The following is a 22,134-nucleotide window of genomic DNA, read 5'->3' as shown; positions in this document are numbered from 1 at the left end:
CATGCTAAAGTTAGAAGGAAAATATTGATTAGCATAGCTATTGTTTCTATTGTATACATGAGTGAGTTTATCAATGATGCCTCTTAGTAAGGAGTGGATTATGTTAAAATATTTTTCACTAGTTTTTGCTGTAATATTTTGTGTTTTATTAATCGGTTGTGAAACCGGCAAGACTGATTCTAATGTGAAAGATACTGGTGATGAGATCTCAGTCTTTGATGAGCAGGTAAATTGGCTCAAAGGGAACACCCATAGTCTAACGTCACTTTACTCTGAGAATTACGAAGACCTTCATTTCTTAAAGCCTTTATTAGAGGATAAACGTATTCTGTTTTTTGGGTGAAAGCTCACATGGTGTAGCTGAATTTAATGCTATTAAAGTAAGATTAATAAAGTATTTACATGAGGAATTGGATTATGATGGAGTTATATTTGAAAGTGGATTTGTCGAAACTTCAAGAACATTTGCTATGATTAATGAACCTAGTCCTAAAGAAATGATGTATAGTTCCATATATGGTACGCAGGAAACTTTAGAATTATTCAAGTATATTCAGGACCAATACGGTACTAATAATCTACTTATTCTAACCGGCGTTGATATAAATAATCTTGCAAGTGTTCGTGAATATAAACGACCTGAAAAATTTGATTATGGAACTTTTTTGTTGGATTGGTTCGGTTCTATTGATTCCGAAGTCGGAGAACTAGCACTTAAATCTGAAACGGAATATGGCCTATTACTGGGGAATGTTTAAATATAAACTTGTTCCTAGTCAGCAATTTGATGGAGTGCTGATGATTGAGAAGGTAGAAGCAAATAAATGGGAACTTTCAATAAAATAGAATTGATAAAGTTAAACATAAGAAAAGAGAATGTTAAATGCTGAAAAATTATGAAGTGAAACATACTTTTATGGCAATCAGCATAATTGTTTCAATTGCATCACCGCTGTTTTTGGTCTTTGTTCCTTTAGTCATTGCAAATGAGCTGCATCATACTAAGGATATTTGGTTTGTGTTTATTTCTGGAAAAACCTATTTTGTATATGCAGTTGGTTTTCTGCTTTTGTTTGTAGCGACAATCCTTCCCTACATACTAAATGTAAGGAAAACCCCAATTTTATTTAGTATAGTCAGTGTGCTTTTAAGTATACTGGTGTTTTACGTAGCTTCTCAACATTATAAATCTATATCGGTAGACTTCATATCTTATCGTTCGCTTTTTTCTGTAAAAGAATATACATACTCTTGGAATGAAGTGGATTCGGTTATTTATAGGCAAGATCAAGATGGGGGTTCGGCAGAGTATGATATTTTGTTTCATGATGGAAACAGTTTAAAGTTTGGTGAAAATGGCTACTTCAAAGAAATAAAACTAAAATTTATAGGGAAACTAAGGGATATGAATATAAAAATAAAAAGAGAATGAAAACCCGTCTATTATAACCGCCTGAAACAATCGAACAAGCAAAGAATATAGTCCGAATTTACGGGAATCCAAATAGGCCACCATCCTATCTGTTTGTTGGTGGCCTTATATTTGTTAATCCAATTTTTGCTATAAAATACCCACTAATTACCCCAACAGTATTTAGAATTAGATCATCCACATCAAAACTTCTCGAAAGGAATCCTGCAATGGAAAGAACCAGTTGTGTACACTCTATTGCTAGGGTGCTCATAAACCCAATGGCAAACATTTTTATGAACGTCATGTTTCGATATAGCAAAGTGAACAATACGCCAAGCGGGACAAACACGATAACATTACCTACGAGATTAACAATGGCGGTTGATATATACCCGTTAGAAAACAAAAAAAGATAATCTCCTATTGTATGAAATGGTACGATGTTGATACCGACCCATTCTGGTATAATGAGATTGGTAGAAGGAAATACGGTTACATATAGTAAACTCTCAAAATAAATGATACATAGTACATAGATGAATTCTTTGGACAAAGAAAATAGTTGATTTTTTCGATTCAAAACCCGAAACCTTAAAGGTATATAAATAATAAGCGAGATAATAATAAAACGTATCGGTAGTTGGTGAATATAACTTAATGGAGACATTCGTTCAACCCTTAATTTCTGGAATATTGTCTAGAATGTTTGCCATTGTGAACGATACACATGGGATAGTGGGCGATGCGACCGGTTCATCTCCTTGAAATATATTAAATAGTTCGTAACGCCCCTCATTTAGAATATACTCTTCCAAAATGCCACTAATGGGCTCCACTGTCCAATATTCAGGAACTTTGTAGTGTTCATATGTTTTTAATTTATCGATTTTGTCCCGTTTTAATGATGAAGGGGAAAGGATCTCGACAACAAGATCTGGTGCACCTTCTACTCCACGATTACTTAATATATTTACCCGATTTCGGTGTATAAGAACAAGATCAGGCTGGCGGACCTCGTCGGTTTGAGACAAAATGACATCCACTGGTGCATTTAAAATAATGTAATCTGTCTCACAACTTTGTGCTATTGTCTTTTGCATTTCAAAGCTAACGAGCTGATGTGTAACAGTTGGGGCAGGACTCATTAATTCCAGCTGTCCTTTTACCAGTTCGTATCGGTTTCCGTCATCGACTGCAGCATAATCATCATAGGTGAGATTGCTTTCTTTGATAATATCTTTTCTTCCATTGTTATTATCTCCCAATTTATTCACCTGCCTTTCACAGTAACATTTTAATTAGTATATCATCGTTTATCATTGGATACTACGAAATTAAATTACAATCTGAAGGCTGATCAGGTGATTGATATGCGGGACGGTAGTGTGATTAGCAGTTAAGGATCCGTGAAGTGAATTTTTTAAAAAATTAGTGCAAAACCCAACAACAGAGATATAACACTGGTCCATCGTTAAGAATTGGATGAAAAATATAAAACGATTTTTTCTTTTACTAATTAAGTTAGTGTGAGGTTATGAATTAAATCATCTGAGGAAAATAAAGGTAAAATGGTTAACTCGATAAAAGAAGAATGAAAGTGTCACATAGCATCGTATACGCCCTTTGAAAAGGAAAAGAAAGTGTTACAGAAGAGAAGAATCTGATGGACCCCATTTTAAGTAAGCTTTTAGGAGTTATTTCTTTTTAGAGAAACTAAGGTGGTATCCATTCCTGGCTTATAAGTTTTTTAGAATATACAACAGCTTAGGATTTTCAACATAACAGTATATCATCGTTCGTTATTAGATACCATGAATGATGTATCCCAAGGTCCGAATGGGTAACAAGCCGTAAAAACAAAAAAACTGGGCAAAAGGCGCCCAGTTTATTCCTGCTCTACGTGAGACACTTCTTCTGTCCCTTTGCCCCTCTTTAGGAATAGTGCAAGTACCATGCCTGCAACGGATAAGAAAGAGGCGACTAGGAATGCCGTGTTATATCCGTTTATGGTAGCGGCATTCATTATTTGCTGTTGTGCTTCGGCTTGAGTTAAGCCTTGAAAATTTGCCATGTTTGGTTCGTAATTTTTTGCTGCTGTCGTCATCGTTGTTACGAGAATAGCAGTACCGATGGATGCGGATACTTGCTGCAACGTGTTGGCCATTGCTGAGCCGTGTGCATTCCATTTTTGTGGCAGCTGATTTAATCCACTTGTCATCACTGGCATCATTGCTAACGATAGACCGAACATACGAATAGCATAAATGATTGCTAAATAAGTAAATGATGTATCCATCGAAAGGTTTGTAAATAGGAACGTTGTAACACTGACAATTAGTAATCCAGGTATAGCTAATACTCTGGCTCCAACCTTATCAAAAAGAACCCCCGTAATCGGCGACATAATTCCCATAACAATCGCACCTGGCAATAGCATCAGACCAGATTCCAGTGGGGAAAATCCTCTTGCTGTTTGCATATATAATGGAAGCAATGTTTCAGCACCAATCAATGACATTAGGACAACCATTGTGATAATTAAGGATATAGAGAAAATCTTAAATTTGAAAACCCTGAACTCTAGTATCGGTGTCTTCAGACGAAGCTGACGCCAGATAAACAATGCTAAAATAATGGCTCCCCCAATTATGCAAGTAAGCACTTTGGTATCTGTCCATCCGTCTTCTCCAGCAGTGCTAAAGCCGAATAACAGGCCGCCAAACCCAAAGGAAGATAGCAAGATGGATAAAATATCCATTTTTGGATATGTTTGTTTTGTTACGTTTTTAACCGCGAAATAAGCGATTATTAATGTCAAAATGCTGATTGGCAAAACAACTAAAAACAATGAACGCCAAGAGAAATGTTCTAACAACCAACCGGATAACGTTGGCCCAATTGCCGGGGCAAATGCAATGACAAGTCCAGCTGCCCCCATAGCTCCTCCTCTTTTTTCGACAGGGATGATGGTTAACACAACCGTCATCATTAATGGCAACATAATTCCGGACCCTGCTGCTTGAATGACCCTTGCTGTTAGCAATAATGGAAACGTATGTGAAATTCCTGCAACCAATGTTCCTGCGCTGAATACACTGATCGCTGTTAAAAAGATTTGTCTCGTCGTGAATCGTTCAATTAAAAATGCGGAAATCGGGATCATGACCCCATTTGTAAGTAAAAATGCGGTTGTCAGCCATTGCGCTTTATTCTCCGTGATGCCGAAATCATTGATTATCGTTGGTAGTGCAGTCGCCAGTAATGTTTCATTCAGTAATGCAAAGAATGCGCCGAGAAGCATTACGGCAATCATGGGTCCCTTTTTTATTTGATCTAGATTAACTTCAGATGACATGTAAATCAAACCTCTCTAATAAATTTTTCTAATAAACTTTTGAGCAGAAGAATATCTTCTTCTAACGTTTTTTCTTGTTTTAAGTAAACAACTAATGCTTCGATAAGAAATTTTTGTGGATCCTTCTTTACAATTTCTTCTTTTAGTAGTTGAACAGAAGATAATAGTTTTTGTTTTTCGTATTGCTGTCTGGTAGAATTACTTATTTTTTGTTCTAGCACCTTTAATCGTTTCCTCATTTTTTCCAACAAAGCATCAGGACTTAATTCAAATAGCTTTTCGTCTAGAGCAGGTTCCATTTGATCCAGAGATTGAACAATGGAATCGATACTCGAAGCAATGAATGTAGCTAATTTATATACAACAACATTTTTATTTTCAAAAATGATTGTGAAAATATACTCCTTTAGCATTCCTTCAAAAATAATAACAAGGTCAGACATAAACGGTTTAATTTTTTCCCCGTACGCGTCTAATAAACTGTCCTTGTGCAGTTCAATCATGGATGTTCTTAACGTCTTCATAATGTCAGCTACTCGTTCATTCTCATTTGGTGGAAATTCGTTAAACATTACAGTGAAAAATGGACGGTTCTCCATCCATTGGCTTAATTCTATTTGGATTTTTTGGGTGAAGGCCTCTTTTCCTGTCAAGTCACTTGATACGTTTAGCAGATTTGCTTCTGTAATGATCCGTTCATGATTTTGCTTCAGGATTTCGATAAAGATGCTTTCTTTGGAATCGAAATATTTATAGAATGCGCCTTTAGAAATACCAACAGCCTGAGCAACCTCTTGGACAGATGTTTGATGAAATCCTTTTTCTGAAAACAAGCGAATGGCATGGGTCATTAATTCGCTTCTTTTACTCACAAAATACCTCCTTGTAACCACTCAGTCATAATTAGTAACCGTATAGTCATGTTGTTCAATTTAAAAGATTTCATGTAAAATGTCAACATAAAAATAAACGTCAGCAATTCCTTCGACCATTGCAATAGTATTTTGCTATAATAAATGTAATTATAAAAAGGTTAGGAGGGATGCATATGGCATTGACATTCTACTGGTACCCAAATTGTGGTACGTGTAAAAAAGCAAAGAAATGGTTAGACGATCATGAAAAAGCATATTCTAGCATACATATTGTGGACAATCCACCGACAAAGGAAGAACTATTGGATTTTATCGAGAAAAGTGGACTACCAGCCAAAAAGTTTTTTAATACAAGCGGGAAGAAGTATCGGGAATTAAACATCAAGGATAAAATTAAAGAAGCGACAACAGAAGAAATGGCGACAATACTCGCATCTGATGGGATGTTAATAAAACGACCAATTGTTACGGATGGGCAAAACGTAACGGTTGGATTTAAGGAAGAAACGTTTGCTGAAATTTGGCTATAGAAAATAAGCTGAAATACTAGAAATAAAAGCTGTTACCTTGTATAGTAATAGTGCAATTAATTAACGGAGGGATTTCAATGAGCTTACCAAAAGACTTATTATATTCAGAAGAACATGAATGGGTAAAAAAAGAAGATGACAAAGTACGTATTGGAATTACAGATTTTGCACAAGATGAACTCGGCGATATTGTCTTTGTTGAGCTACCAGAAGTAGGGGACGATATCGAAGCCGATGAGCCTTTCGGAAGCGTCGAATCTGTTAAAACTGTTTCGGAATTGTACGCACCAATCAGTGGAAAAGTGGTTGAAGTGAATGAAGAGCTAGATGATAGTCCAGAATTTGTAAATGAATCTCCATACGAAAAAGCATGGATGATCGTTGTTGAGCCATCTAATCAATCAGAACTTGACGAACTATTATCAGCTGAAAAATATGAAGAAGTTATTCAAGAAGACTAATCACATAATCATTCAATAATTTTAGGCTGGCTTGCATCTTTGAAAAAGGATGTAAAGTCAGCCTTATTCGCATCATAGTATTGTTATATAGGGCTGTTCAAAAGGTGCAATAATAAGTATCTATGCGATCGTAAAGGAAACTTTGCTAGATCTAGGACAATTTGGAGAAGTCAATTTTAGCTTTCAGACCTGCCAGTCTATGCTGTGGCGATCTTACTTGTGATTTGTTACTTTTTGTACATATACTTACGAATCATATTGCTTGATTCCTTAAGGAGTGCTATGTGATGATGACACATGAATCGGAAAAGGTTATTATTGTCGAAGGTCTTACGGACAAAAAGCAAATCAAAAAAGTAATCACGGACGATGTGGAGATCATTTGTACAAATGGTACACTCGGTGTGGAACGATTTGACGAGCTTTTATATACGTACGATTTAGACAATAAGGATGTTTTTATCTTAGTTGATGAAGACAATTCAGGGATTAAATTACGCAAACAGTTAGCGCGCGAGTTGCCACATGCCGAACATATTTATGTTAGCAGTGAATATCGTGAAGTTGCAACAACACCTGAGCAAGTACTCGCAACTGTCTTAGTAGCTAAGTCTATTGCGGTTAATCCGATATTTTTGATTTAGGGTGATTCCTTTGCAAGAGATAACAGCGGAAGTGTTACAGCAAGATCATTATTTATTATTTGTTCATACTCCTTTTTGTGGAACTTGTGCATTAGCTAGAACAATGCTGGATAAAATTGAATCTGTTCATCATGAGCATATTTTTTATGACATGAATGCGTCGTTTCATCCTGAATTTATGCAGGAAAATCAGATTGAAAGTGTACCATGTCTGCTAGTTAAAAATGGCAATGAAGTGCAAGAAAAAGTATATGCTTTTCATTCGATTGCCAATATTTATAGCTATTTAGTGAAGTATAAGCCGGAGCTATTCGTTGGGAACTGACGATTATGAACTAACGAAAGAATGTTTTATATTGACATAGAGAAATAAGCGTGCTATCATCAATTTTATCAATTTAAACGAATTTAAATCTCTTATCTTGAGCGGTGGAGGGACTGGCCCTGTGAAACCGCGGCAACCTTCAAACTTAAATGTTTGAAAGGTGCCAATTCCTGCAAAGTAACACTTTGACAGATGAGGGAACGAAAAGGCATATATTACGTCTTTCTGTTCTCTTACAGAAAGACGTTTTTCTTTTTATGAACAACTTGGAAAGTATAAAATTTGAAGCGCTATTTTAGTTTTGTGACTTGGTAGGCCTTGTCCAGCTCCAGCGCCCAGCGACTAGCAGATCTTTTTGGTGGGGCGAACGGAGTGCAAACGGTTTTCGGTGGGACGAATGAAATGCAGTCCCAGAGTGCTCCAGTTTGTACATCGCTACCGGGCGTTTGCGCTTTTCTGAATTAGGAGGAATACTTGTGATTTCGATAGAGAATTTAAGTAAAGTTTTTACATCCAATAAAAAGCAAATCACGGCTGTTGATGATTTAACGCTTGATATAAAAGAAGGGGATATATTCGGTGTTATTGGCTACAGTGGAGCGGGAAAAAGTACGTTTGTCAGGCTGTTAAACCGCTTGGAGGATCCAACACATGGCCGTGTGACCATTGATGGGCAAGAAATTACCACACTAAATTCAAACCAATTGCGTATAGCTCGGCAAGAAATAGGAATGATTTTTCAACATTTTAATTTACTATGGTCGCGGACAGTAAAGGATAATATTGCATTTCCTTTGGAGATTGCAGGTGTTCCAAAGGCTGAACGGGAGAGCAGGGTTAATGAGTTAATTCAACTGGTGGGCCTTTCTGAACGGGGTAATGCTTATCCATCACAATTAAGTGGTGGACAGAAGCAACGTGTCGGAATTGCTAGAGCGCTTGCCAATAATCCGAAAGTTCTACTCTGTGATGAGGCGACATCTGCACTTGATCCGGAAACGACAAATTCTATTTTAGATTTATTAGTGGATATTAATCAAAAGCTTGGATTAACGATTATTTTAATAACCCATGAAATGCACGTTATTCGTAAAATTTGCAAACAAGTTGCTGTAATGGAAAACGGTAAAATTGTGGAACAGGGTGATGTTCTTGACGTATTTTTACGACCAAAACAGCAAGTGACGAAAAAATTTGTGGAGCAAGTAATGGGGACTCAAGATGAAAATGAAGGTGTAAATGAGCTGGTAAATACCTACGAACACGGAAAAATAGTTCGACTTCATTTTATCGGTGAAACAACCAATCAAGCATTAATAAGCCAAGTGGCTAAAAAATTTGCTATTGATATAAATATTTTACAAGGGAAGATTACACAAACACAGGCAGGAGCCTATGGAACCTTGTTTGTACAAATGGAAGGGAAAGCAGAGGAAATGGATAAGGCGATTGATTTCATCACCCAAACCTCAGTAGAAGTGGAGGTTGTCCGTGATGCTAACTAATTTATTTCCAAATCTTGACGTGCAGGATTTTTGGACAGCAACATATGAAACCTTTTATATGACGTTACTTTCGTTAGTTGGAACATTTATATTAGGGATTCTACTTGGATTACTTTTGTACCTAACAGCGAAAGACGGTATTTGGCAGAACAAGTTTCTTAATCTTATTGTCGCAACGATTGTGAACGTATTCCGCGCGATTCCTTTTATCATTTTAATACTATTGTTATTCCCGTTTACTGATTTTCTTATAGGTACGATCCGTGGCCCAAACGCTGCATTACCAGCACTAATTATCGGGTCAGCACCATTTTATGGACGACTTGTTGAAATTGCTTTAAAAGAAGTGGATAAAGGTGTTCTAGAAGCAGCCAAAGCGATGGGAGCCAAAACACGCACGATCATTTTCCGAGTATTATTACCGGAATCGATGCCAGCACTTATTTCAGGTATCACGGTTACCGCGATTGCCTTAATTGGTTACACCGCAATGGCTGGTGTTATCGGAGCTGGCGGTTTAGGAGATTACGCGTACTTTTACGGATTCCAACGACGTGACTTTGACGTTGTATTCGTTTGTACCATATTAATTGTTATCATTGTATTTATTTTTCAATTCATTGGCGACTTTGTTTCCAATAAATTAGATAAAAGATAAAAAGGAGAGAATTATCATGAAAAAGATTTTAGCTATTGTTTCTGTATTAACGATTCTTGTATTAGCAGCATGTGGTGGAGATTCGGACGAAGGCAGTTCAGATAATAAGACAATAAAAGTCGGTGCCTCTAGTATACCGCACGCAGAAATTTTAGAAGAAGCAAAACCATTACTTAAAGAAAAAGGCATTACACTCGAAATAGAGGAATACCAAGATTATGTTCTACCTAATGATGATTTGGAAAGTGGCGAATTAGATGCCAACTACTTTCAGCATATTCCTTATTTAGAACAACAAATTTCGGAGATTGGTTATGATTTCACGCAAATAGGTGGCATTCATATTGAACCAATGGGAGTTTATTCAAAAACAATATCCAGTATCGATGAAATAAAAGATGGTACAGAAGTTATTTTAAGCCGTTCTGTTGCGGACCATGGGCGTATCTTGGCATTGTTTGAACGAGAAGGATTGATCAAACTTGATGACAGTGTGGATACAGTGGATGCAACGGTTGATGATATCGTGGATAATCCAAAAAACCTTAAATTCTCTGCCGATGTGGATGCAGCGCTTTTACCTGAATTGTACAACTCAGAGGAAAATGCATTAGTTGCGATTAATACAAACTATGCAATTGAGGCAGGATTGAACCCATTGGAGGATGCTATTATATTAGAGGGTGATGAATCTCCGTATGTGAATGTTGTCGCTGTTCGTACAGAGGATAAAGATAATGAAGCATTGAATACATTAGTTGATGTATTACATTCAAAGGAAATTCAAGACTTTATTTTGGAAAAATATGATGGTGCAGTGGTACCTGTAAATGGAGAAGAGTAACTTTTTCGCAAATCTTGAGTAAATGGTAGTAATACGTTGCAATAAGATAAATATGATGAAGAAAGATGGCTATGTTGAGTTTAGTGGAGAATATCCGATTCAATGCGCCAACCTACGTTTATATCCATTTTGTAATGGGAATTGTCCTTATGGTAGTATTAAAACTGTTAAATAAATTGAAAGGATGATTCACTATCCATAGTGGAATAAGGATCAATCACACTCCCGAAATGGAGAAAGCAATGCAACAGTCGCACGGGATGGGCTATGCAGAATACGGGAGGAAGTTAGACAAACGTATCGTTGTTGAAAAGAGAAGACAACAGGAATACGAAGAATGTAAACATAAAATTGCCGAAATCGATAGTCAATTGCATAAATGATATAATAATTGAATGCTGGTAGCGCCTTAAAGGGTGTTACTGGCATTTTTGTTTAGTATATGTAAAAGTATGGATTTAGTGATTCGTTTGACTATACTTCACCTTTGTTTGGAAAAAGCAAGCCTTTATTATATGCTGTAAGAAACTCAATCTTAAATTTTGTGTTAAACTAGAGATATATCATGAAAAACGTGATATTTATCAATCTTTAAGAGTTGAATATACATTTGAAATGATATAAGATTGTAATGAGAATAAATTGAGAATGGATGTAAGTCCATTTGATAAATAAACATATAATAGTATTTGGAGGTATCGATATGGCAGGATCAACACTAGAAATAAAAAATCTTCATGTATCTATTGAAGGAAAAGAGATATTAAAAGGTGTAGACCTTACGATAAAAGGTGGCGAATTCCACGCGGTCATGGGACCAAACGGAACAGGTAAATCAACGCTTGCTTCTGCAATTATGGGTCACCCGAAATATGAAGTAACAGAAGGATCTGTACTTCTAGATGGGGAAGACGTTCTAGAAATGGAAGTTGACGAACGTGCACGGGCTGGATTGTTCCTAGGCATGCAATACCCAAGTGAAATTAGCGGTGTAACTACTTCTGATTTCTTACGTTCTTCCATTAACGCTCGACGTGAAGAAGGCGATGAAATCCCATTGATGAAGTTCATCAAGGAAATGGATAACGCACTCGATTATTTAGAAATCGATAAAAATATGGCACAACGTTACTTAAATGAAGGATTTTCTGGCGGTGAGAAAAAACGTAATGAAATTCTTCAATTAATGATGATTAAGCCGGAAATCGCTATTTTGGATGAGATTGATTCAGGCTTGGATATTGATGCATTGAAAGTAGTTTCAAAAGGTATTAATAAATTGCGTGATGAGAACTTTGGTTGCTTAATCATTACACACTATCAACGCCTATTAAATTATATTACACCAGATGTTGTTCATGTTATGATGCAAGGCCGTGTTGTTAAATCTGGTGGACCTGAGCTTGCACAACGGCTAGAAGCAGAAGGTTACGACTGGATTAAAGAAGAATTAGGTATTGAAGACGAACCTGCAGAGCAAAACGCGTAAAAGTTAGGAGGGGTAAAATGACTGTTGAAACAAAGCTGCCATACGATCAGGATTATATCAATCAGTTTTCACAAGACAGAAATGAACCAGAATGGATGCGGAATTTACGCCTTCAAGCTTTAGAGCAAGCTGATACAATTGAAATGCCTAAACCTGACAAAACACGAATAGGTAAATGGAATTTTAGTCAGTTTAAACATAATGCGCAAGGTGAAAAAATCGCATCATTGGATGAATTACCAACGGAAATTCAGGATTTCCTAGACAATGAAAATAAATCGGAAAACCTATTAATACAACGAAATCACACTGTAGCATATGCAGCATTAAGTGAAGAACTAAAGAAAAAAGGTGTTATTTTCACAGATATTTTTACTGCATTAAGCGAATATGAAGATTTAGTGAAACGCTATTATATGAAAGATGCAGTGTCAATTGATGAACATCGTTTAACAGCATTACATGCAGCACTAATGAACGGTGGGATTTTCGTATATGTACCGAAAAATGTTCAATTAGATGTTCCTTTACATGCTATCTTTTGGCAGGAGGATCCGGAAGCCGCAATGTTTAACCATGTGTTGGTTGTAGCTGACGATAATAGTTCATTAACATACGTGGAAAATTACGTCTCGCATAACCAAGCAGAACAGACAGTAGCAAACATTGTTACAGAAGTCGTTGCCCACAATAATGCAAAAGTATCATTTGGAGCAGTGGATAACTTTGCCGAAGGAACGACAACATACGTGAATCGTCGTGGTGTTGCATATCGAGATGCTACAATTGATTGGGCTTTAGGTCAAATGAATGAAGGAAATACCGTTTCGGAGAATGTTACCCATTTAGTTGGCGACAATTCAAATGCTAACGCGAAAGCTGTAACAGTTGGACGCGGTAAGCAAACACAGAATTTCACATCTAAAATCGTTCACTTTGGTAAACAATCAGAAGGTTATATTTTACAACATGGTGTTATGAAAGAAAGTGCAACAACTATTTTTAATGGTATTGGGAAAATCGAACATGGTGCATCAAAATCAAATGCTGAGCAAGAATCACGCGTGTTAATGTTAAGTGAAAAGGCACGTGGAGATGCAAACCCGATATTATTAATTGAAGAAGATGATGTAATGGCTGGTCACGCTGCATCAGTTGGCCGTGTCGATCCGTTACAAATGTACTATTTGATGAGTCGTGGAATCTCAAAAGTTGAAGCTGAGCGCTTGATTATACATGGCTTCTTAGCTCCGGTTGTAAATCAATTGCCGATTGCCTCTGTAAAAGAGCAACTTACACGAGTAATTGAAAGGAAGGTTTACTAATGGATGTAAAAGCCATAAGGCAGCAGTTTCCTATTTTAAATCAGGAAGTGAATGGACATCCATTAGTCTACCTAGATTCATCAGCAACTTCACAAAAGCCAGTATCCGTTATTGAATCGCTTGAGGCTTATTACAAACAGGATAATTCCAATGTTCACCGCGGCGTTCATACACTTGGCACAAGGGCAACAGAAAAATATGAAGGGGCCCGAGAAAAAGTTCGTCGTTTTATTAACGCGTCAAGTACAGCTGAAGTGATCTTCACTCGCGGAACAACAACATCAATTAATACGGTTGCTTATAGTTATGCTCGCAGTAATTTAAGTGCTGGGGATGAAATATTGATCACACCAATGGAACACCATAGTAATATTATTCCATGGCAACAAGCGGCAAAGGCAACTGGGGCAACATTGAAGTATTTGCCATTACAGGCAGATGGTACAATTGATTTGGCTGATGTTCGGGAAGAAATAACAGACAACACAAAAATAGTTGCTGTTGCACATGTATCGAATGTACTAGGAACAATAAATCCCGTAAAAGATATTGCGCAAATTGCCCATCAACATGGTGCTGTTATTCTTGTTGATGGTGCACAGGGCGCTCCACATATGAAAGTTGATGTACAGGACATGGATTGTGATTTCTACGCATTTTCTGGTCATAAAATGTGTGGGCCAACAGGTATTGGGGTGTTGTACGGGAAACGTGAACTTCTTGAAAACATGGAACCAGTTGAATTCGGTGGTGAAATGATTGATTTCGTTAACCTTTACGATTCTACTTGGAAAGAGCTCCCATGGAAATTCGAAGGTGGTACACCGATTATTGCAGGCGCTATCGGTCTTGGGGCTGCGATCGACTTTTTAAATGAAGTTGGCATGGAAAATATAACAGCCCACGAACACAAATTGGCTGATTACGCGTTGGAAAAACTTCGGACAATCGATGGTATTTCGATCTACGGTCCAGAAAAACGTGCAGCACTTGTAACGTTTAACCTAGATGATGTACACCCACATGATGCATCTACTGCACTTGATGCTGAGGGGATCGCAGTGCGCGCTGGTCATCATTGTGCCCAACCGCTGATGAAATGGTTAAATGTAACTGCAACGGCGAGGGCTAGCTTTTATTTATACAACACCGAAGAAGATATCGATCATTTGGTAGATGGACTTTTGAAAACGAAGGAGTATTTTGGTGATGTCTTTTAGTAACCTTGATACACTATACAGAAAAGTAATTATGGATCATTATAAAAATCCACGGAATAAGGGCGCTGTAGAAGGTGACGCATTAACAGTCGATATGAATAATCCGACTTGTGGTGATCGAATTCAGCTTCAATTGCAAGTTGAAGATGGAGTCGTCAAGGATGCTAAATTCGATGGAGAGGGTTGCTCAATCAGTATGGCATCTGCATCTATGATGACACAGGCAATTAAAGGGAAACATATCCATGATGCATTAAACATGTCGAAAACGTTCTCCAACATGATGCTCGGCGAAGACATTGATGCAGAAGAAGTGGATTTTGGCGATATAGAAGCATTGCAAGGTGTTTCACAATTTCCTGCTCGGATTAAATGTGCCACCCTTGCATGGAAAGCAATGGAAAAAGGTGTTCATGAAGAATAGCCGGTAATAATCTTATGCACTGTGGATAAGTTAGTAGGAATTCCTGGTGCTGTATGTTACCAAAGGATGATGGGATAATATTATAAGGAGGTTTTTAACATGGCTAAAGAAGTACCAGAAATGGAAGAATATAAATATGGATTTCATGATAAAGACGTCTCTATTTTCCGTACAGAACGTGGTTTGACACCTGCCGTAGTAAAAGAAATTTCCAGGATGAAAAATGAACCGCAATGGATGTTGGACTACCGTCTTAAAGCATTGGATCACTTTTATAAGCGACCAATGCCACAATGGGGTGGAGATCTTTCTGAATTGAATTTTGATGAAATAGTTTACTACGTTAAGCCGTCTGAACGACAAGGAAAGTCTTGGGATGAAGTACCAGATGAAATAAAACAAACTTTTGATAAATTGGGTATTCCAGAAGCAGAACAAAAATATCTAGCTGGTGTTTCTGCGCAATATGAGTCAGAAGTTGTTTACCAGAGTTTGAAAGAAGATCTTGCTGAACTAGGGATTGTTTTTAAGGATACAGACAGAGCATTGCAGGAAAACGAAGAACTTTTCAAAGAGTATTTCGGTAAAGTTATTCCAGCAACAGATAATAAGTTTGCTGCACTGAACTCAGCAGTATGGTCTGGAGGATCATTTATCTATGTTCCAAAAGGTGTCGAAACAACAACACCATTACAAGCATATTTCCGGATTAACTCGGAAAATATGGGCCAATTTGAACGTACACTAATTATTGTTGATGAAGGTGCATCTGTCCATTATGTGGAAGGCTGTACAGCACCAACGTATACAACGAATAGTTTACACAGTGCGGTTGTTGAAATCTTTGTTCATAAAGATGCTTATTGCCGTTATACAACGATTCAAAACTGGGCTAATAATGTCTATAATCTTGTTACAAAACGTGCAACATGTGATGCAAATGCAACAATGGAATGGATCGATGGTAATATTGGATCTAAATTAACGATGAAGTATCCTGCTGTTCTCTTAAAAGGTGAAGGTGCTCGCGGGAATACACTATCCATCGCAATTGCAGGTCGTGGTCAAGTTCAAGATGCCGGATCAAAAATGCACCATCTGGCACCAAACACGTCATCGACAATTGTTTCAAAATCTATCTCTAAGCATGGTGGTAAAGTAAACTATCGCGGGCTAGTTCATTTTGGACGTAAAGCAGAAAATGCTCGAGCAAATGTTGAGTGTGATACATTAATTATGGATAATGAGTCAACTTCAGATACAATCCCTTACAATGAAGTGTATAATAATAATATTTCACTAGAACATGAGGCAAAGGTATCGAAAGTTTCTGAAGAACAATTATTCTACTTGATGAGCAGAGGGCTTACCGAAGAGGAAGCAACAGAAATGATCGTAATGGGCTTCATCGAGCCATTTACAAAAGAGCTACCAATGGAATATGCAGTTGAAATGAACCGACTTATCAAATTTGAAATGGAAGGTTCAATTGGTTAAAAAACACGAAAAAGGGTGGTCCCTAATTAGGACCACCCTTTTTGTTTCTATCCAAATGATTAACTCACATTATCCTTTTTCAATTGAATCAATAATTGCTGATAAATATAGGCTTCCTCTTCATTTCCGGCCTGTTTATAGACATTCGCCAACAACTTAACCGGTTCTGGGTTCTCGGGAGTTAGTTCCATTTCCCATTTAAAACAATCAATTGCCTTTCCTACTTGATTGAATTCTAAATATATTTTCCCTAATGGAAGCTGCTGGTCGGGGTCATTTTCTAATGCCTTTAGTTTTGTTATCTTTTGTTCGATTGGAAGGTGAATATTCGCCTCATGGAATGGGATAAACCAGTTTTGGATTTGTTCCAGTGAGTAATGCGCTAGAAAAGTTGATACGAATCTTGTGCAGGCATTATCTAACAGTTTATGGTCAGTGGCAAATAATTGAATTAAGCTGCTGTTCGACTGATGAAACAAGTCAGGAAAGATCGCGTTATCAGCTTTTTTCATACTGGCTGCGATTTTTGATAGTTGATCTGGTTGTGGTCTGTAATCATGGGTGATGACAAATCGAACAATTTCGTTAGCATTTTTTGCGTCAACTAAGCTCGCGAATAGAACATCCTGCAAATTTGTGTGTTTATTATTTTCACTATCCAGTGATTTTAAAATGTAAAGCTGTTCTTCATTATTAAATTCCTCTAATAGCTCTTGTATGTTTGCAAAATTCTCTGAGGTAAATTGATTGGTTAGCAAGTGGATTCGAATAATGAGCTCATCCAACCAACGATTTTGGTCTTTATACATTTGAATTAGTAATGAAAATACATCAGTCTGAAAGAAGTGGTCGAAATAATATATTTCAGAATTGGTTGGATCCTTGACGTAATTTGTGTGTTCATCATCATTTTGTGGTTGATGTGAATGAAACTGTGCGATATTGTGTAACATATCATTGGCAAAATTATATGTATCATCATAGTGCTGATACATGGTCAGCAATTGGTATGCGGCATTCATTTTTCCATCCCGGCGATAGTGATTATAGACTTGTTTTAATAATTCTTGAATGGTTTCTTGTGATAGAAAAGAATCAAAGAATGTGAAGATATAGACGGTTTCAATTGGAGAGTACTTATGCTGGACCTTATTATAAAGTTGCTTAAGGCTGATACATGTGATTGTTTTTTGCCTTTTAATTAGCTTCGTAGTAATGGGGTGAAATCCATCAAAAACAATTCCCTTTGAAAAGGCACGATGGATGAAAGAATCATCATTTATGTTGTTGGCTTTGGCTCCAGTAAGAAAATTATTTTTATAGAAGAACAAATAAAAATGATTTTGTTGGACATCAGTTGCTATGATAATTTTAGCTTGCCGGTACATCGCCATTTTATATGGAGTTAAATCCAAATTTTTCTTGTTTAGCCGTATTGGAAATTGGTTTGTCATGTTTTGCCTCCTCGTCTCATTCCCATGATAACATATATATAGCTATTCTACACGGATGATTAATTAGAATAACCAAGTCGTGAGTATAAGGTTGGGATTCGTTGTAAATCAATGCTAGTATTGTGTAAGGGAGTTTTTGCTTCGATTGTAGCTAGTGTTTTAGAGATGAGGTTTTATTATTGGTTTACATTATTTGTATATTAATCGGTGTGATCACAGCTTTTGTTGGAAGTTTAATTGGCCTCGGTGGTGGCATTATATTAATTCCGAGTTTATTATTTTTATATCATTATTCGGACATGTTCGCCTGGGCAACACCGCAAATAATTGTTGGCATTTCTTTAGTTGTGATGGTTGTTACGGCATTATCCTCATCCATTTCTTATTTCAAAAAGGGGCGCGTTGATTATAAAACAGGTCTGTTATTTTTAGCAGGCAGTATCCCAGGTGGCATTTTTGGCTCTTGGTTAAATCAGTACATTAATGCAGAACATTTTTCTGTATATTTCGGAATTCTAATGGTAGCTTTGTCCCTATTATTTTTAATAAAACGAAGGCCAAAATCAACAGTAGATGGGAATAACAAAAACAAGCGAACATTCAAGGTAGATGGAGAAACATATCAATATACTGTTTCATTTTGGTCTGCATTTATACTTTCGTTGATCGTTGGAATGTTATCCGGTTTATTTGGCATTGGTGGCGGATCCATTATGGTACCAGCCATGATCATATTGTTTGGCATACCAATGCATATCGCAACTGCTACATCGATGTTTATGATCGTGTTTATAAGTATAATTAGTGCAAGCACCCATATCGTACTTGGACATGTTTCCTGGGAGCATGTTTTCTTCTTCATACCAGGTGCATGGATTGGTGGAATGATCGGGGCTTGGGCAAATCAGCGATTAAAAGGAAATATACTGGAGTGGATATTACGTATATTACTTGTTATCATTGGATTTCGCTTGATATTAGAAGGTTTATCTTAAGGGGAATGAAACATGGAGGAAAAAATCTATTTTTACTATACAAATGATTTACATAGCAATTTTGAACAATGGCCGAGAGTTGCTGGTTTTCTAAAAAAGGCTAAAGCGTCAAAAATAGCGGATCATGAATCTTGCTGGCTGTTTGATATTGGGGATCATGTGGACCGTGTTCATCCGATTGCCGAGGCGTTTATGGGAAAGGCGAATGTAGCATTAATGAATGAAGTGGGTTATGATGTTGCAACGATTGGTAATAACGAAGGAATCACTTTAGCGCATGACGACTTATCTGAACTTTATGATGAAGCCGATTTTCAAGTGGTTTGTGCTAATTTACATAACACAATGGAGTCGGAAAAAGAACCTGAATGGCTTAAGCCTGCTGTTCACTTTCAATCGATCAATGGTGTGAGGATCGGGTTAATTGGACTTACTGCACCGTTTAATGCTTATTATGAATTGCTACAATGGCATGTTTCTGATCCATATGAAACGTTAGAAGCATATATTCAATCAGTAAAACAATCAGCAGATGTTATTGTTTTGTTATCGCATTTAGGAATTAGTGAAGATCAAGAAATAGCAAGGCGCTTCAATGATATTGATGTTATTATCGGTGGACATACCCATCACTTATTACGTACAGGTGAAACGATTAATAACACAATTATTACAGCTGCAGGAAAGCACTGCGCTTTTGTTGGTGAGGTAATCCTAACCTGGGACCACACAAACAATAAGCTGGTTGCAAAAGAGGCTTACACGGCGGATGTTACGCATTTGGAGAAGGACCATTCAACTGAAAAAATGGTGCATGAACTGTCTGAAAGAGCGGACATTCTCTTAGGTCAGACAGTTATATCGTTGAACGAAACAATAGAGGTTAAGTGGTTTCAGGAAACGGAAATGATGCAGAAACTAACGGATACAATGAAAAACTGGACAGAGGCAGATTGTGCCATGTTAAACGCAGGTGTTTTACTTGATCGCCTTGAAAAAGGAGACATTACGTATCAAGACATCCATCGTATATGTCCACATCCAATTAATCCTTGTGTTGTAGAATTAAATGGTGATGAACTTATAGAAGTGGTTCGCGCTTCTTTTACGAAGGAATTAATGGAGCTAAAATTAAAAGGTTTTGGTTTCCGTGGTGAAGTAATTGGGAGGATGATTTTTTCGGGGTTAGAAATTGATACGACTATGCACAAAGATGGTCACGAATCTGTAAAAGAAGTTACCTTTAACCATGAGCAACTTGATCCTGATCGAATTTATTCGGTAGCTGTTGCTGATACATTTACGTTTGGCCGATTATTGCCAGAAGTAGCAAAATCGGAAACGAAGAAATATTTCTTGCCGGAGTTTTTGCGTGATTTGCTCGCTTATACATTGCGCCATGACTTTGCTAACTAATAATGGCTTAACCAATTCTTTTGGCCGATGGAACGTCCATGTAATCAAGTGACATTGCCCAAGCCCCGTGAATACGATGTAGTGTGAGGCAAGAAGGAGGCATGGGTGAATGATTACGGTTAATCCATTAGAGATTGATGGTATGTTTTTTACAGCAATAACAGTAGAACTACCAAAGACGAACTTGTTAATGATTTCAAATGAGATTGGTTACATTATGTGTGGAGCCCTAGATGTGGATGTATTAAATGATGTATTGGCAGAACGGAAAGTAATCGCAGCACGGGCTGTAGGTGTCAAAACAATTGATGATTTGCTACATGCACCACTCGAGAAAATAACGGATGCATCAAAAGCTTATGGCTGGAAATCGGGCATGATTGGAAGAGATGCACTGATGAAAATATCATAAACAAACATGTCTTCCAGGTTGGAAGGCATGTTTTATATGGGATCATTGTGATAAAGTTAACGTCTTTCTAGAAATATTACCAAAAGTTTGTTATTCTTTTTTTATATACATATGTCGAATCGAGGCGGAATTTGCCGAATAGTCAAAAGTTAGGAGATCATGATGAGACTTACTAGTACGAAATCGGTTAAACCTAGAACAATACTTGGACAAACAATTTATAATGATAATGGACAAGTGTTGATTCAAAAAGGATTAGCTTTAACGGAAAGAATGATTAATCGTCTTCTAAATCAAGGAATCACCTATATTTATATAGAAGATGATATAACTGCCGATGTACAAGTTGAACCAGTTATTTCGGAAACTCTTCGGAAAGAAGCCTCGGACACTATTAAAACGATATTTTCTGAGGTTAAGCAGGATGGAGTTAAGAATCGCTCATTTATTTTTGAAAAACAGGGAACACAATTAACATCAATTGTTGATAAGATCATGAACGAAATTCTAAATCGCAAAGAAACATTATCATTACTTGCAGATATTTTTATTACAGATGATTATATTTTTCAGCATTCCTTAAATGTTACAATTTACTCATTGGCTATTGGTACGGAACTTAATCTCACCAAAAAAGAATTATCTGAAATAGGTACTGGTGCGATGTTACATGATATAGGTAAAATATTTATTGATCAGGATATTTTGCAAAAGCCAGGCAAATTAACCGATGAAGAATTTGAAATGATTAAACAACATACTGAATTAGGTTTTGATTTTTTACGGAAACAAACGGATCTTCCTTCTATTATTGCTCATTGTGCGTATCAGCACCATGAACGGTTAGATGGTTCTGGGTATCCGCGAGGACTTATTGGTGATGCCATTCATAAATATGCAAAATTAATCGGTATTGCTGATGTTTTCGATGCTGTTACAAGTAATCGTGTGTACCGTGACGCGATGCTACCACATGAAGGACTAGAAATTCTTTATGCAGGTGCAACTTGCTTATTTGATAAACAAATGGTGGAAGCTTTTAAAAAGAGTGTCGCGGTTTATCCAAACGGATTGTCTGTTCAATTAAGCGATGGTCGAAAGGGTGTTGTTGTCAGACAAAATAAAAGTCTATGTGACCGCCCAATCGTTCGAATTGTTGAAGAAAATAATACCAAACTTGAAACTCCTTATGAAATGGATTTGGCTTCCGTTGTTAATGTTACGATTTCAGCTTGTCAGAAATAATATAAAATCGGGAATTCTAACCCCCCTAAAACAAGCATAAGTTGTT

At 37.0% G+C, this 22,134-nt stretch carries 25 protein-coding genes and 1 riboswitch; of the genes, 20 read left to right on the top strand and 5 right to left on the bottom strand.

The window, feature by feature from the left end:
- The first annotated feature begins 100 nt into the window (after positions 1–100).
- The 3 genes from ACW2QC_RS10905 to ACW2QC_RS10895 all read left to right on the top strand — a co-directional run bounded on the left by ACW2QC_RS10905 (position 101) and on the right by ACW2QC_RS10895 (position 1,432).
- Entirely contained in the window at positions 101–343 is a 243-nt protein-coding gene (locus ACW2QC_RS10905) for a hypothetical protein (RefSeq protein ID WP_457543999.1), read from the top strand.
- Positions 336–758 carry a hypothetical protein gene (locus tag ACW2QC_RS10900; protein ID WP_457543998.1) on the top strand — a complete coding sequence of 141 codons (423 nt, stop codon included), beginning with the start codon at positions 336–338 and terminating at the stop codon, positions 756–758. The genes ACW2QC_RS10905 and ACW2QC_RS10900 overlap by 8 nt, the downstream gene beginning before the upstream one ends.
- A 125-nt stretch (positions 759–883) precedes the next feature.
- Positions 884–1,432: a hypothetical protein gene (locus ACW2QC_RS10895; protein ID WP_457543997.1), complete on the top strand. Its 549-nt coding sequence runs from the start codon at positions 884–886 to the stop codon at positions 1,430–1,432.
- 85 nt (positions 1,433–1,517) lie between these two features.
- Here ACW2QC_RS10895 and ACW2QC_RS10890 read toward each other — a convergent pair whose 3' ends face one another.
- From ACW2QC_RS10890 to ACW2QC_RS10875, 4 genes are all read right to left on the bottom strand, one after another.
- Entirely contained in the window at positions 1,518–2,081 is a 564-nt protein-coding gene (locus tag ACW2QC_RS10890; protein WP_457543996.1) for a VanZ family protein, read from the bottom strand.
- Between the two features lie 4 nt (positions 2,082–2,085).
- Complete coding sequence (locus tag ACW2QC_RS10885; RefSeq protein ID WP_457543995.1) at positions 2,086–2,688, bottom strand: Uma2 family endonuclease; 603 nt, start codon at positions 2,686–2,688, stop codon at positions 2,086–2,088.
- Positions 2,689–3,299: 611 nt separating this feature from the next.
- Positions 3,300–4,769, bottom strand: a complete 1,470-nt coding sequence (locus ACW2QC_RS10880; RefSeq protein ID WP_457543994.1) for an MDR family MFS transporter — start codon at positions 4,767–4,769, stop codon at positions 3,300–3,302.
- A gap of 5 nt (positions 4,770–4,774) precedes the next feature.
- Positions 4,775–5,641 carry a TetR/AcrR family transcriptional regulator gene (locus tag ACW2QC_RS10875; protein WP_457543993.1) on the bottom strand — a complete coding sequence of 289 codons (867 nt, stop codon included), beginning with the start codon at positions 5,639–5,641 and terminating at the stop codon, positions 4,775–4,777.
- A 176-nt stretch (positions 5,642–5,817) separates the two neighbouring features.
- On the opposite strand from ACW2QC_RS10875, the gene ACW2QC_RS10870 reads away from it, so the two are divergent.
- The 13 genes from ACW2QC_RS10870 (at position 5,818) to sufB (ending at position 16,566) form a co-directional block, all read left to right on the top strand.
- On the top strand, positions 5,818–6,174 hold the full coding sequence (locus ACW2QC_RS10870; RefSeq protein WP_457543992.1) for an arsenate reductase family protein: 357 nt from the start codon (positions 5,818–5,820) through the stop codon (positions 6,172–6,174).
- Between the two features lie 77 nt (positions 6,175–6,251).
- The gene (gene gcvH, locus ACW2QC_RS10865) at positions 6,252–6,635 is read left to right on the top strand and encodes a glycine cleavage system protein GcvH (protein ID WP_106496774.1); all 384 of its coding nucleotides are present in this window, start codon (positions 6,252–6,254) and stop codon (positions 6,633–6,635) included.
- 290 nt (positions 6,636–6,925) lie between these two features.
- Positions 6,926–7,279 carry a toprim domain-containing protein gene (locus ACW2QC_RS10860; RefSeq protein ID WP_457544040.1) on the top strand — a complete coding sequence of 118 codons (354 nt, stop codon included), beginning with the start codon at positions 6,926–6,928 and terminating at the stop codon, positions 7,277–7,279.
- A 10-nt stretch (positions 7,280–7,289) separates the two neighbouring features.
- Positions 7,290–7,604, top strand: a complete 315-nt coding sequence (locus ACW2QC_RS10855) for a thioredoxin family protein (RefSeq protein ID WP_457543991.1) — start codon at positions 7,290–7,292, stop codon at positions 7,602–7,604.
- Between the two features lie 89 nt (positions 7,605–7,693).
- Positions 7,694–7,803, top strand: a riboswitch (SAM riboswitch).
- Between the two features lie 277 nt (positions 7,804–8,080).
- Positions 8,081–9,109, top strand: coding sequence for a methionine ABC transporter ATP-binding protein (locus ACW2QC_RS10850; RefSeq protein WP_457543990.1), 1,029 nt, complete (start codon positions 8,081–8,083; stop codon positions 9,107–9,109).
- On the top strand, positions 9,099–9,767 hold the full coding sequence (locus ACW2QC_RS10845) for a methionine ABC transporter permease (RefSeq protein ID WP_457543989.1): 669 nt from the start codon (positions 9,099–9,101) through the stop codon (positions 9,765–9,767). Before ACW2QC_RS10850 ends, ACW2QC_RS10845 begins: the two co-directional genes overlap by 11 nt.
- A gap of 16 nt (positions 9,768–9,783) precedes the next feature.
- Positions 9,784–10,611 carry a MetQ/NlpA family ABC transporter substrate-binding protein gene (locus tag ACW2QC_RS10840; protein ID WP_457543988.1) on the top strand — a complete coding sequence of 276 codons (828 nt, stop codon included), beginning with the start codon at positions 9,784–9,786 and terminating at the stop codon, positions 10,609–10,611.
- Between the two features lie 242 nt (positions 10,612–10,853).
- Positions 10,854–10,994, top strand: coding sequence for a hypothetical protein (locus tag ACW2QC_RS10835; protein ID WP_457543987.1), 141 nt, complete (start codon positions 10,854–10,856; stop codon positions 10,992–10,994).
- Between the two features lie 320 nt (positions 10,995–11,314).
- A complete protein-coding gene (sufC, locus tag ACW2QC_RS10830) occupies positions 11,315–12,100 on the top strand; it encodes a Fe-S cluster assembly ATPase SufC (RefSeq protein ID WP_457543986.1) in 786 nt (261 codons plus the stop codon).
- A gap of 17 nt (positions 12,101–12,117) precedes the next feature.
- A complete protein-coding gene (gene sufD, locus ACW2QC_RS10825; protein WP_457543985.1) occupies positions 12,118–13,425 on the top strand; it encodes a Fe-S cluster assembly protein SufD in 1,308 nt (435 codons plus the stop codon).
- Entirely contained in the window at positions 13,425–14,645 is a 1,221-nt protein-coding gene (locus ACW2QC_RS10820) for a cysteine desulfurase (protein ID WP_457543984.1), read from the top strand. Before sufD ends, ACW2QC_RS10820 begins: the two co-directional genes overlap by 1 nt.
- Entirely contained in the window at positions 14,635–15,069 is a 435-nt protein-coding gene (sufU, locus tag ACW2QC_RS10815) for a Fe-S cluster assembly sulfur transfer protein SufU (protein WP_457543983.1), read from the top strand. The genes ACW2QC_RS10820 and sufU overlap by 11 nt, the downstream gene beginning before the upstream one ends.
- A 99-nt stretch (positions 15,070–15,168) precedes the next feature.
- Positions 15,169–16,566: a Fe-S cluster assembly protein SufB gene (gene sufB, locus ACW2QC_RS10810; protein ID WP_457543982.1), complete on the top strand. Its 1,398-nt coding sequence runs from the start codon at positions 15,169–15,171 to the stop codon at positions 16,564–16,566.
- Positions 16,567–16,625: 59 nt separating this feature from the next.
- Here sufB and ACW2QC_RS10805 read toward each other — a convergent pair whose 3' ends face one another.
- The gene (locus ACW2QC_RS10805; protein WP_457543981.1) at positions 16,626–18,020 is read right to left on the bottom strand and encodes a hypothetical protein; all 1,395 of its coding nucleotides are present in this window, start codon (positions 18,018–18,020) and stop codon (positions 16,626–16,628) included.
- Positions 18,021–18,199: 179 nt separating this feature from the next.
- Between ACW2QC_RS10805 and ACW2QC_RS10800 the strand changes: the two genes are divergently transcribed.
- The 4 genes from ACW2QC_RS10800 (at position 18,200) to ACW2QC_RS10785 (ending at position 22,088) form a co-directional block, all read left to right on the top strand.
- Positions 18,200–19,015 carry a sulfite exporter TauE/SafE family protein gene (locus tag ACW2QC_RS10800; RefSeq protein ID WP_457543980.1) on the top strand — a complete coding sequence of 272 codons (816 nt, stop codon included), beginning with the start codon at positions 18,200–18,202 and terminating at the stop codon, positions 19,013–19,015.
- 12 nt (positions 19,016–19,027) lie between these two features.
- Entirely contained in the window at positions 19,028–20,431 is a 1,404-nt protein-coding gene (locus ACW2QC_RS10795; RefSeq protein ID WP_457543979.1) for a bifunctional metallophosphatase/5'-nucleotidase, read from the top strand.
- A 109-nt stretch (positions 20,432–20,540) separates the two neighbouring features.
- On the top strand, positions 20,541–20,843 hold the full coding sequence (locus tag ACW2QC_RS10790) for a YunC family protein (RefSeq protein WP_457543978.1): 303 nt from the start codon (positions 20,541–20,543) through the stop codon (positions 20,841–20,843).
- Between the two features lie 159 nt (positions 20,844–21,002).
- On the top strand, positions 21,003–22,088 hold the full coding sequence (locus ACW2QC_RS10785) for an HD-GYP domain-containing protein (protein WP_457543977.1): 1,086 nt from the start codon (positions 21,003–21,005) through the stop codon (positions 22,086–22,088).
- The last annotated feature ends 46 nt before the right edge of the window (positions 22,089–22,134 follow it).

Source organism: Virgibacillus sp. FSP13 (assembly GCF_054048505.1).
The sequence above is the reverse complement of the archived record's forward strand: the minus strand, read 5'-3'. Positions and strand labels throughout refer to the sequence as shown.